Origin of the sequence: Serratia bockelmannii, from assembly GCF_051803255.1 — a bacterium.
In the GTDB taxonomy this organism is placed as follows: Bacteria; Pseudomonadota; Gammaproteobacteria; order Enterobacterales; family Enterobacteriaceae; genus Serratia; species Serratia bockelmannii.
Genome location: NZ_CP196512.1, coordinates 1,111,174 through 1,123,084, shown reverse-complemented (window position 1 = coordinate 1,123,084; position 11,911 = coordinate 1,111,174). Strand labels below are relative to the sequence as shown.

12 protein-coding genes and 1 other annotated feature are annotated in these 11,911 nt (G+C 62.2%); of the genes, 2 read left to right on the top strand and 10 right to left on the bottom strand.

The window, feature by feature from the left end:
• Positions 1–117: 117 nt before the first annotated feature.
• The 10 genes from ACSJLU_RS05305 to ACSJLU_RS05260 form a co-directional block, all read right to left on the bottom strand.
• Complete coding sequence (locus ACSJLU_RS05305; RefSeq protein ID WP_273830837.1) at positions 118–1,281, bottom strand: glycerate kinase; 1,164 nt, start codon at positions 1,279–1,281, stop codon at positions 118–120.
• 9 nt (positions 1,282–1,290) lie between these two features.
• The gene (locus tag ACSJLU_RS05300; RefSeq protein WP_025301795.1) at positions 1,291–2,556 is read right to left on the bottom strand and encodes a GntP family permease; all 1,266 of its coding nucleotides are present in this window, start codon (positions 2,554–2,556) and stop codon (positions 1,291–1,293) included.
• Between the two features lie 119 nt (positions 2,557–2,675).
• Positions 2,676–3,809 (bottom strand): sugar diacid recognition domain-containing protein, encoded by a 1,134-nt coding sequence (locus tag ACSJLU_RS05295; protein WP_342096678.1) that lies wholly within the window; start codon positions 3,807–3,809, stop codon positions 2,676–2,678.
• 165 nt (positions 3,810–3,974) lie between these two features.
• On the bottom strand, positions 3,975–4,619 hold the full coding sequence (gene adk, locus ACSJLU_RS05290) for an adenylate kinase (RefSeq protein WP_025301793.1): 645 nt from the start codon (positions 4,617–4,619) through the stop codon (positions 3,975–3,977).
• A 203-nt stretch (positions 4,620–4,822) separates the two neighbouring features.
• The gene (gene htpG / locus ACSJLU_RS05285; protein ID WP_342096679.1) at positions 4,823–6,688 is read right to left on the bottom strand and encodes a molecular chaperone HtpG; all 1,866 of its coding nucleotides are present in this window, start codon (positions 6,686–6,688) and stop codon (positions 4,823–4,825) included.
• 144 nt (positions 6,689–6,832) lie between these two features.
• Complete coding sequence (gene recR, locus ACSJLU_RS05280; protein WP_025301791.1) at positions 6,833–7,438, bottom strand: recombination mediator RecR; 606 nt, start codon at positions 7,436–7,438, stop codon at positions 6,833–6,835.
• The gene (locus tag ACSJLU_RS05275; protein WP_025301790.1) at positions 7,438–7,767 is read right to left on the bottom strand and encodes a YbaB/EbfC family nucleoid-associated protein; all 330 of its coding nucleotides are present in this window, start codon (positions 7,765–7,767) and stop codon (positions 7,438–7,440) included. The genes recR and ACSJLU_RS05275 overlap by 1 nt, the downstream gene beginning before the upstream one ends.
• A gap of 41 nt (positions 7,768–7,808) precedes the next feature.
• On the bottom strand, positions 7,809–9,767 hold the full coding sequence (gene dnaX, locus ACSJLU_RS05270) for a DNA polymerase III subunit gamma/tau (protein WP_167324881.1): 1,959 nt from the start codon (positions 9,765–9,767) through the stop codon (positions 7,809–7,811).
• Positions 8,412–8,476, bottom strand: a sequence feature (DnaX frameshifting element). (Overlaps the previous gene by 65 nt.)
• Positions 9,768–9,859: 92 nt before the next feature.
• Entirely contained in the window at positions 9,860–10,411 is a 552-nt protein-coding gene (apt, locus tag ACSJLU_RS05265; protein ID WP_019454166.1) for an adenine phosphoribosyltransferase, read from the bottom strand.
• A gap of 153 nt (positions 10,412–10,564) precedes the next feature.
• A complete protein-coding gene (locus ACSJLU_RS05260; protein ID WP_043135674.1) occupies positions 10,565–10,945 on the bottom strand; it encodes a DUF454 family protein in 381 nt (126 codons plus the stop codon).
• Positions 10,946–11,079: 134 nt separating this feature from the next.
• Between ACSJLU_RS05260 and priC the strand changes: the two genes are divergently transcribed.
• Entirely contained in the window at positions 11,080–11,616 is a 537-nt protein-coding gene (gene priC / locus ACSJLU_RS05255) for a primosomal replication protein PriC (protein ID WP_049209315.1), read from the top strand.
• Between the two features lie 106 nt (positions 11,617–11,722).
• Positions 11,723–11,902: a pleiotropic regulatory protein RsmS gene (rsmS, locus tag ACSJLU_RS05250; protein ID WP_016928837.1), complete on the top strand. Its 180-nt coding sequence runs from the start codon at positions 11,723–11,725 to the stop codon at positions 11,900–11,902.
• Positions 11,903–11,911 lie beyond the last annotated feature (9 nt).

Below are 11,911 nucleotides of genomic sequence, written 5' to 3'. Positions count from 1 at the left end.
CAGTTCCCCTCATTTCCTTTCCGGCCGGCATTCCGTTCTGGGTCGGGATGTCAGCAGCCATTAATGCCGGCTATTGTAACGGAAAAGTCCTGCGTCGGAACCGATAACAGCAACAGGCTATCCCTGTGGGCTTCCCCCTTGCGCCAGTTGCCATACCGCCGCCACGTTGCGCGCCGTCACCTGCAGATTGCGATCGGCGTCCGCCAGCGCTTCTTCCAGCGTCACGATGCGATCGAGCACCGAAAACGCCGCATCGATGCCGTGTTGATGCACCACCGAATAATCCGGCGTCAGGCTGCCGGCGATGGCGATCACCGGCACGCCGTGACGCTTGGCCACTCGCGCCACGCCGATCGGCGTTTTGCCGTGGATCGACTGGCTGTCCAGCCGCCCTTCGCCGGTGATCACCAAGTCGGCATCGCGCACCGCTTCATCCAGGCGCAGGGTTTCGGTGACAATCTCGATGCCCGGCCGCAAGCGCGCTTCGAGCATGCCAAGCAGCGCCGCCCCCATGCCGCCCGCCGCGCCCGCCCCTGGCTGGGTCAGCACGGCGCGGCCGGTTTCCCGCTCCAGCAGTTCACCATAGTGATGCAGCGCCGCATCGAGCTGGGCCACCATCTCCGGCGTCGCCCCCTTCTGCGGCCCGAACACCGCCGACGCGCCCTTTTCGCCGCACAGCGGGTTATCCACGTCGCAGGCGGCGGTTACGCTCACCCGTTGCCAACGCGCGTCCAGCCCGGCGAGATCGAGATGCACCAGCTGCGCCAGTGCCGCACCGCCCACCGGCAGCGGCCGGCGATCCTTATCCAGCAATTTAACGCCCAGCGCCTGCATCATCCCAGCGCCGCCGTCGTTGGTGGCGCTGCCGCCGATGCCGAGAATGATCGCCTTCACGCCGCGCTCCAGCGCCGCCAGCATCAGCTCACCGGTGCCGTAACTGGTGGTGATGCGCGGATCGCGCCGGTTGGGCGGCGCCAAATGCAGCCCGGAAGCGGCGGCCATTTCAATCACCGCGGTTTCGCCGTCGCCCAGCAGGCCATAAAATCCCAACACCGGCTCCCCCAGCGGCCCGGTGACCGTCACCTGGACGATTTCGCCGCCGGTGGCCGCCACCATCGACTCCACTGTGCCTTCGCCGCCGTCCGCCATCGGCAGCTTCACGTAGTGCGCCTGCGGGTAAATTTGGCGGAATCCCCGCTCGATGGCGTCAGCGACGCCGAGCGCGCTCAGGCTCTCTTTGAAAGAATCCGGGGCAATAACCACTTTTTTCAGCGTTTTCATCACTGTTCCTTATCCCGCCAGGTTAAATACGCCAAACATCAGCGCCGAGATTGCCGCAATGGTGAACCCCACCAGCGTTTCATACGGCAGCAGCTTCAGCCGCTCGTGCACCGCCATATTGACGCTGCCGCCGGTGGCGTGGAAGAAGCTGCCGTGCGGCAGGTGATCCAGCACCGTGGCGCCCGCATGGATCATCGCCGCACCGGCCAATCCGCTCACCCCCAGCTCGAGCAGCGTGGAGCTGAACACCCCGGAAGCCACGGCGGTGCCGGCGGTGGTCGAGGCGGTCGCCATCGACATCAGCGCGCCGGACAGCGGCGCCAGCAGCCAGGCCGGTAGCCCGGTGTGCGTCAAACCGTTAATCAAGACATCCTTCAGCGCCGAGTTGGCGATAATGCCCGCCAGCGTGCCGGTGCCGAGCAGCATAATCGCCACCGGCGCCATGCGCGACAGACCGGAAACCATAAACTGATTGCACTGGCGGATGCGCCCCATCAGCAGCGCGCCCGCCAACCCGCCAGCAGGCAGCGCGATCAGCGGATCGACGGCGATACCGGCGATCGGCCGCAGCGACAGCAGCAGGATCGCCACCAGCGGCGCGCTGATCGCCGCAGCGAAGCCCGGCCGCGCCCCTTCGGCATGCTGAGTCAGCTCTTCAGCCATCACCCTGCCGCCTTTATCGCTCAGGCGGCGCGCCAGCAGATAGGCCACCACCAGGCCGCACAGCCCCGGCACGATGCCGGCCATCATCACCGAAGTGAGCGGCACGTGGAAGTTGTCCGCCGCCGCGATGGTGTTCGGGTTGGGAGACATCACGTTGCCGGCCTTGCCGCCGCCGATCATCGCCAGCAGGATCGCCGCGCGTGAAATGCCAGCCCTCTGGGCGATCGACAGCGCGATCGGCGCGACGGTGATCACCGCCACATCGATAAACACCCCCACCGCCGTCAGGATCAGTGTAGCCACCGCCAGCGCCAGCAGCGCGCGGGTTTCGCCCACTTTGCGCACGATGGTTTCGGCGATGGTGTGCGCCGCGCCGGATTCGATCAGCACCCCGGCCAATACCCCCGCCGCCAGAATGCGCATCACGGCGTTGGTGATGCCCTGCGCCCCGCCGATCATCAGCGTTACGGTCTGCACCAGATCGGCGCCGCCGCACAGCCCGCCCGCCAGCGCGCCGGCAATCATGCCGTAAGCCGGCGGCACCTTGCGTAGAATCAGGACGATGGCGACGGCTAACGCCACCAGCGCTCCCAGAGTGGATACGGTTGTCATTGTTGTTTTCTCCGTGGTTGATGTGCAGGCCAACATATCCCGCGCGCCCGGCGTTGACCTGAGGGGAAACAACAAAAAATTGCCGAAGGAACGGCGCGAAATTTGTGGGTTGGCACAACTCAGTCGTGCATCAGCATGCCGATATACAACCGCAGAGCGTCGGTTAATTTATTGATTTTCATGCCAGTTATGGCTTCGATGCGCTGCAGGCGGTAGCGCAGGGTATTGACGTGAATATGCAGCTGCGCGGCGGCCTGCGTCTGATCACAATTCTGCGAAAAATAGTGACGCAGCGTGGCGCGCAGCACGCCTTTTTCATCCTGTTCGCCCAGCGTCCGCCAGGGGCGCCCCAGCTCTTGCGCTCGCCAGTCCTCCCCGAGATCGCACAGCAGCGACGGCAGCGGATAGTCGTGGTAGAACAGCGTGGCGTGACGCAGTTTCAGGCGCTGCGCCATTGCCTGGGTGGCACGCGCCGTCAGGCTGGAACGGTAGGCGCTTTGCGGATCGTCATAAAAACCGCCGACGATCAGCCGCACCCGAAAGCGGTGTTTTAGCTGGTTTTGCAAACGCTGCGCCTGCTGGCGCTCCAGCTTCAAACTCCATTCGCCCTGAGCCATGCAGGCCGGGCGCAACAGGGTCATTTCATTGAAGCCGGTAATGGCGATCAACGCGTCGCGCTGGGTGGCCTCCAGCTCCGCCAACAGCTCACGCAGCAGGTGCGGCTGCGCCTCTTGCAGCTCGACGATCCAGACGATGCGCGCCTGGCGCAGATCCAATCCCAGATACGCCGCCATCGCCTCCAGCGACGCCGTGTTCGGCTGCGGTTGCAGCAGCTGATTCGCCAGCTCTTCCCGGTAACGTTTTTCCCACTGGTGCTGATCCAGCAGCGCCGCCTGCTCCACCATCATCTCCGCCGCCATCTTCACCAGCTCGGCATAGGCGCGCACCTCGGCCGGCTCGCCGGAGATGCCGATCACCCCCACCCGCTGATTGCGAAAGCTGAACGGCAGGTTGATGCCGGGCCGCACGCCCTTCAGGTGTTCGGCGGTGGCGCGGTCGATTTCCACCACCCGGTTCTCCGCCAGCGCCAGCACCGCGCCTTCATGACGCTGGAACAGGCGCTGCGGGTTGCCGGAGGCGATGATCACGCCGTTGCTGTCCATCACGTTGACGGAATGGCTGATGATGCCCATCGCCCGCTGGACGATCTGGCGCGCGGTGGCTTCCGCCAGAAGATTGGTTTGTCTGAGCATGCCCGGCTCCCTGCTGAGGGTGAAAACGCAGGCTTGTTATACGCCATTTGGCGCGGGCGATTAACGGGCACGGCCGCAACAAGCTGCCGCGATCACAATTTGGCGGGAAAACGGCAAAAAAAACGCCGGACCACAGGCCCGGCGTCATGCACTGCCAGTTTGCTATCAACCGAGGATAGTCGCCAGCTCTGCGCTCACTTCGGCCACCTTGCGGGTGCCGTCGATTTTGCGGTATTGGGTGTTGCCCGCTGCCGCTTCTTTGCTGTAGTAAGAGATCAGCGGCGCGGTCATCTGATGGTATTCCACCAGGCGCTTGCGCACGGTCTCTTCCTGATCGTCCTTGCGCGTGGTCAGCTCTTCGCCGGTCACGTCGTCTTTGCCTTCCACCTGCGGCGGGTTGAACTTCACGTGGTAGACGCGGCCGGACGGCGCGTGTACGCGGCGGCCAACGATGCGGTCAACGATCAGCTCGTCCGGCACGTCGAACTCCAGCACGAAGTCCACGTTGATGCCGGCTTCTTTCATCGCGTCAGCCTGCGGAATGGTGCGTGGGAAGCCGTCCAGCAGGAAGCCCTTGCGGCAATCTTCCTGCGTGATGCGCTCTTTGACCAGCGCGATCACCAGCTCATCGGTCACCAGCTTGCCGGCGTCCATGATCTCTTTCGCCTGCTTGCCCAGTTCACTGCCGGCCTTCACGGCTGCGCGCAACATGTCACCGGTGGAGATTTGCGGAATGCCGTATTTCTCCATGATGAATTGAGCCTGAGTACCTTTACCAGCGCCCGGAGCGCCCAGCAGAATGATACGCATTGCGTAAATCCCCTTGCTATGTAGTTTTTATAAAATTGCGAAAACGCTCAACGATACCATTTCAGGGGGGGCAGGCTCAAGGCGCGCGAAGGAAATCGATTGCGGAATGTGCAAAAAAACGGACGAACAAAAGGCAAGAAAAAGCGGGGAAAAACCGGAAATACGCCCCTAACGGTGCCGTTAAGGGCGCATATCTTCAGCTTTTAAGCGGACAGCAACTTATTCATGCGACGGATGAACAAGTTCGGATCCTCCAGCGTGCCGCGTTCAGCCAGCAGCGCCTGATCCAATAACAGGTCGATCCATTCGGCGAAATGTTCGTTATCGCCCACGTCGGATGCTCGTTTGACCAGCGCATGCTCGGGATTAAGCTCGAAAATGTACTTCACTTCCGGCGCCTGCTGACCGGCGGCGGCGAACAGCTTGGCCATCTGGGTGCTCATTTCGTCGGCGTCGGTCACCACGATCGCCGGCGTATCGGTCAGGCGGTGCGTCAGGCGTACATCCTTCACACGCTCGCCCAGCAGGGTTTTCACACGTTCGATGAACGGTTCCAACTGCTTCTCGGCCGCCTTCTGCTCTTCGGTTTCATCCGCCAGTTTATCCAGCGTTTCATCCGCTTTGCTGACCGACTGGAACGGCTTGCCGTCGAACTCGGTCAGGTAGCTCATCATCCACTCGTCGATGCGATCGGACAACAGCAACACTTCGATGCCTTTCTTGCGGAACAGCTCCAGATGCGGGCTGCTCTTGGCGGCGGCGTAGCTGTCGGCGGTGATGTAGTAAATCTTTTCCTGCCCTTCCGCCATGCGGCCGACGTACTCTTCCAGCGACACGGTCTGCGCCGAGCTGTCGCCGTGGGTGGTCGCGAAGCGCAGCAGTTTGGCGATCGCTTCCTGGTTGCCGTTGTCTTCCGCCGGGCCTTCTTTCAGCACCAGACCGAACTGCTGCCAGAATTTCTGGTAGCCTTCGGCGTCGTCTTTGGCCAGCTTATCCAGCATCTGCAGCACACGCTTGGTCAGCGCACCGCGCAGGTTCTGCGTCACACGGCTGTCTTGCAGGATCTCGCGCGACACGTTCAGCGGCAGATCGTTGGAATCGATCAGGCCGCGCACGAAGCGCAGGTAGTTCGGCATGAACTGCTCGGCGTCGTCCATGATGAACACGCGCTGCACGTACAGCTTCAGGCCGTGCTTGTGATCGCGGTTCCACATGTCCCACGGCGCCTGCGCCGGGATATACAGCAGGCTGGTGTACTCCTGCTTGCCTTCCACCCGGTTATGGCTCCAGCTCAGCGGATCGGTGAAGTCATGGGCGATGTGCTTGTAGAACTCTTTGTACTCTTCGTCGGTGACGTCAGCCTTGCTGCGGGTCCACAGGGCCTGCGCCTTGTTGATCTTCTCCCAGGTGACGGTGCCGTCTTCTTCGTTCTTGCTTTCGATCTCTACCGGCAGGGCGATGTGATCGGAATATTTGCCGATCACCGAGCGCAAGCGCCAGGCGTCGAGGTACTCATCTTCACCTTCGCGCAGATGCAGGGTGATTTCGGTGCCGCGGGTCTCTTTGGTGATGTCGGCGATGGTGTAGTCGCCTTCACCGGCGGACTCCCAGAACACGCCTTCGTCATCGGCGGCGCCGGCAGCGCGGGTGCGCACGGTCACTTTGTCCGCCACGATGAACGCCGAGTAGAAACCGACGCCGAACTGGCCGATCAGCTGGCTGTCTTTCGCCTGATCTGAACCGATGGATTCCAGGAACGCTTTGGTGCCCGATTTGGCGATGGTGCCGAGGTTTTCGATCACTTCTTCGCGGCACATGCCGATACCGTTGTCGGCGATGGTCAGGGTGCGCTGCTCTTTATCGAAGGACAAGCGCACGCGCAGCTCGCCGTCGCCGGCATACAGTTCTGGCGCGGACAGGGCGCGGAAGCGCAGCTTGTCGGCGGCGTCAGAGGCGTTGGAAATCAGCTCGCGCAGGAAAATTTCTTTGTTGGAGTACAGCGAATGGATCATCAAATGAAGCAGCTGTTTTACTTCAGACTGGAACCCGCGGGTTTCTTGACCTTTCATACTCATTGATTACCTCAAAAGACAATGGCTACCAAAATCGAACAATGAGGATCAGATGAGGGTCAGGGTCTTGTTTTTCAAGCGGACGGCGGGAAATTTTTGGCAAAAAAACGACGGGGCCGAGTGGCCCCGTCCGGGAAAACATCAGAACTTGATGGCGTGACGCCCGGCCAGCGAATGCGACAGCGTGGTGCCGTCGACCATCTCCAACTCGCCGCCCACCGGTACGCCGTGGGCGATGCGGCTGGCGAGCACGCCATACTGGCCGCACATCTCGGCGATGTAGTTGGCAGTCGCTTCCCCTTCCACCGTCGGGTTGGTGGCGAGGATCACTTCGGTGATGCTTTCCTTTTCCAGCCGTTGCTCCAGGCGATCGAGACCGATATCCCCCGGCCCGATGCCATCTAGCGGCGACAGATGGCCCATCAGCACAAAGTAGCGCCCGGCGAACTGGCCGGTCTGCTCGATGGCGTGAATATCCGCCGGGCTTTCCACCACACAAATCTGGCCGTTTTGCTGACGGCGCGGATTGGCGCAGATGGTGCAGATGTCCTGCTCGGTGAAGGTGCGGCAGTCGGCGCAGTGGCCGATTTCCGACATCGCGCGCGTCAACGCCTGCGCCAGGCGCATGCCGCCGCTGCGATCGCGCTGCAGCAACTGAAACGCCATGCGCTGCGCCGATTTCGGGCCGACGCCCGGCAGGCAGCGCAGCGCCTCCATCAGGGATTCAAGGAGCGGGCTGGTTTGCATCAGAACGGCATCTTGAAGCCAGGCGGCAACTGCATGCCGCTGGAAACGGAGGCCATTTTCTCTTTCTGAGTCTCTTCGATGCGGCGCGCGGCGTCGTTAAACGCGGCGGCGATCAGATCTTCCAGCATGTCTTTGTCATCTTCCATCAGGCTAGGATCGATCTCCACGCGGCGGCAGTTGTGTGCGCCGTTGATGGTGACTTTCACCAGGCCTGCGCCAGACTCGCCGGTCACTTCCAATTTGGCGACTTCTTCCTGCATCTGCTGCATTTTTTCTTGCATTTGCTGGGCTTGCTTCATCAGGTTGCCCAGACCGCCTTTACCAAACATAGTCGTCTCTCGTCGCTAGGGCCGCGCACCTCGCGCGGCGTTTAAAGGGGGCGGATACTCTCTTCATCCAGATCCGCGTCGAAGAACCGGCACAGCGTCTGGATATGGGTATCCGCAACGATGGACTGGCGCGCCTGCGCCAGCTTTTCTTCATAGATGGCTTGTCGCCACTCCAGCGGGGTGCGCTCCGCCGGATTATCGTCCTCCACCACGGTCAGCTCAACCGGGCTGCCGTACAGCTCGCCGAGCGCTTCGGCCAGCGTCTTCTGCGCCGAAGGCGAATTCAGATGGCGCTGCGAAGACCGCAGATGGAGGTTAATCTTGCCCGGTTCCGGCTGCTGCTTGAAGGCGTTCAACGCCAGCTGCTGCACCAGTTTCGGGATCTTGAGCTTATCGATTTCCGCCGCCCAGGCGTCGCGCTCCAGCGATTCCACCACCAGCTTGGCGGCCAGCTCCGGCGTTTTCTCGTGCTCCAACGCCGTGCGCAGCGCTTTCGGCGTCGCCAACGGTTCCGGCGCCGCTTCCGGCTCGGTCTGCGCGCGCCAGCGATAGGCTTCCGGCTTCGCCGGTTTTTCCGGCACCTTCTTCTCCGCCAGGCGCTGCTGGCTACGCTCGGTCACGGAAGCCAAACGCCCCAGCGCCGAGTTTGCCGGCCGCGCTATTCCTGGCGCCGCCGGCTCATTCTTTTTTGGTGTGGATGCTCCCTGCTGCCGTTGCAGCTGGGACCGCGCTTTCAACAGCTGGGCGGTGGCATCCGGTAAAGGGGTCGATGATTGTCGCTGCGACGCGGCCGGCTGCCCTAACGGGGGCGGCGCGTCCTGAAACTGCGGCGGCTGTGGCGATGTGGCCTGCTGCGGTTGCGCCATCGGCGCCGGCGCGGTCTGCACCAACGCCACCGGCTCCGGGATCACCGCTTTCGGGTGAAACGCCAGCGCACGCAGCAGGGTCATCTCAACCCCCATGCGACGATCCGGCGCATAGGCCAGCTCTTTGCGGCCCACCAACAGCGTTTGGTAATAGAGTTGCACATCGGCCGGCGGCAGAGTGCGCGCCAGCTCACGCAGCCGTTGTTCTACGGCGGCGTAGTGGTTGTCGAGCATCGAAGGCAGCAGTTGCACCATCGCAATGCGGTGCAGCAACGCCAGCGTCTCCACCAGCAGGTTTTCCCAGTCCACGCCGCGCGAAGCGGCCTGCGCGACCTGCGCCATCACCTTTTCGCCGTCGGCGCTGACCAGCGCTTCGAGGATCGCCAGCGGCTGCTCGTCATCGAGCGTGCCGAGCATCTGGCTGACGGTGGCGGCGGTCACCTGCCCCTGCCCCATGGCGATCGCCTGATCGGTCAGGCTCAGCGCATCGCGCATGCTGCCGTCGGCGGCGCGCGCCAGCAGTTGCAGCGCGCGGGCGTCGCTGGTGATCTGCTCCGCCGTCAGCACCGTTTCCAGCTGCTGACGGATCTGATCGACGTCCAGCGCTTTGAGGTGAAACTGCAGGCAGCGGGAAAGAATGGTCACCGGCAATTTTTGCGGATCGGTGGTGGCCAACAGGAATTTCACGTGCGATGGCGGCTCTTCCAGCGTCTTCAGCAACGCGTTGAAGCTGTGGCGCGAGAGCATGTGCACTTCATCGATCAGGTAGACCTTGAAGCGGCCGCGCGCCGGCGCGTACTGAACGTTGTCCAGCAGATCGCGGGTATCTTCCACCTTGGTTCGGGAAGCGGCGTCGATCTCGATCAGATCGACGAAACGCCCCTGTTCGATCTCACGGCAGTTGTCGCATTGGCCGCACGGCGTGGCGGTGATGCCGGTTTCACAGTTCAGGCCTTTGGCCAGCAGGCGGGCGATGGTGGTTTTCCCCACGCCGCGGGTGCCCGAGAACAGATAGGCGTGATGGATCCGCCCCAGCGAGAGGCCGTTGGCCAGCGCGGTCAGGACATGTTCCTGGCCGACCACGTCTGCGAACGTTTGAGGGCGCCACTTACGGGCGAGAACCTGATAGCTCATTAATACCGGAGAAGTCGAGTAATCTGGAGGGTCATGCTAACACAGCCCCGCGGCGATCCGCGAGGCCGTTGTGCCCAAGGGGCGATGCCGCATCAATGGCCGGCGAAGTCCACCAGGCAGTAGCAGTCGATACCCAGCTTGTTCAGACGCGCTTCCCCGCCCAGATCCGGCAGGTTGATGATGAACGCGGCGTCTTTTACTTCACCGCCCAGGCGGCGGATCAGTTTGGTGGTCGCTTCGATGGTGCCGCCGGTCGCCAGCAGATCGTCCACCACCAGCACTTTGTCACCCGCGGTGATGGCGTCGGTGTGGATCTCCAGCTTGTCGGTACCGTACTCCAGCTCATAGCTTTCGCTGAGCGTGGCACGCGGCAGTTTGCCCGGTTTGCGCACCGGCACGAAACCGACGCCCAGCGCCAGCGCGACGGGCGCACCGAACAGGAAACCACGCGCTTCGGTACCCACCACCTTGGTCACGCCCGCTTCGCGATAGCGCTCAACCAGCAGCTCGATGCTGGCGGCGTAGGCCAACGGGTTTTCCAGCAGGCTGGTCACGTCGCGGAACAGGATGCCCGGCTTCGGATAATCCGGGATGGTTTTGATACTGTCTTTAATAAACTGAAGCTGCTGCGCAGTAGCGGTCATAATTGTTGCCTGATAAAGCTGCCTGAAAACCGGCGCGCCGCTCACCCGCCGCCTCTGGGTGAAACACACCGGAGAAGGAATGGCAGGCGATCCGCGCACGAAAACGCCCAAATCTATGCAAACTGGCGGACAAATGCAACCAGCGGCGCACAATCAGCGCTGTTTTTGTTGCGACAGGTCAATAACCGGCAGGCGCAGCATAAAGGTCAGCAAAATAGCCAACATCAGCAGCAACAGACCGCGCACCCACCAGATTTTCACCAGCCACAGCGAACAGGCGAAGGTCAGCACGATCACTAGCACCGCCTTCCACTTCGCTCCCGGCGGCAGCGCGCGATGCTGCTGCCAGTGGCGCAGATAAGGGCCAAACCAGGAACGGTACAGCAGCCAGTGATGAAAGCGCGGCGAAGAGCGGGCGAAGCACCAGGCAGCCAACAGCAGGAACGGCGTGGTCGGCAACAGCGGCAGCACCACGCCCAACGTCGCCAGCACCACCGCCAGCCAGCCCAAAATGATCAATAACCCTCGCTTCATGCGGCTCTTCGCTCCTCAATCGGTTGCGGCTTACTGTAGCATCGGCGCCGCGCCGGCGGAATATGCATGCGGCGCTTGTTTCAGGGCGGCATCGCGGGCAAGCTTACGCCTGTTGAAATCAAGAGGGAGCTTATGTGAGCACTCAGCGTCTATTACAGGTGTTGGCGCAGCAGATCGCGGCGCTGGCGGCCGAAGTCACTCCGCGCGGCGACGCCCCGATCCCGCAGGCGCGGTTCGACGTCGCCCTGTTCGCCAACCGCGGCACGCGGCTGCGCGACTACCTGGCCGAGGTGGAGAAAAACTTCGCCCAGCTGCAAAACGCCGCTAACGACAGCCGCGCCAGCCAGGTGGCCTTTCTGGCCGAAAAACTGGTTGCCCAAATCTCTGCCCTGCAGCGCGAGCTGGCAACCCAGGCGCTACGGCGCAAGAATCAGCCGAAGGAAGCCCCCGAGGCCGATCTGTACCACAAGCTGGCCGAGCACCAGGATTACGAACGCCGGCTGATCGCCATGATTCAGGATCGGGAAAGCCTGCTGGGGCGCCAGACCACACTGGCGGCGCAGCAAAAGCTGCAGCACGAGCTGGCGGCGCTGGAGGGGAGACTGATGCGCTGCCGTCAGGCGCTGGCGCGCATCGAGCGCAATATCGAGCGCAAAGAAAACGGTTTTTGAAGATTTATCACAATATTTTAATGATTATTCCCGGTTGCGCGCCGGGTTCACTATACTCTGGCGAGACACGAGTTTTTCATCCCATTAATTAATAAGCGCAGGTGCTATGTCTCTGGAAAATGCCTCACCCGAACTGCAGCTGGCGGTAGACTTGATTTACCTGCTGGAATGCAACGAGATCGATCCGGCTACCGCGTTGGCAGCACTGGATATCGTCAAACGGGATTATCAGGAAAAGCTGCAGCGCGCCGGCGTCACCTCTCCCTATCTGCCTGCCGGACAGTAACCAGGGACA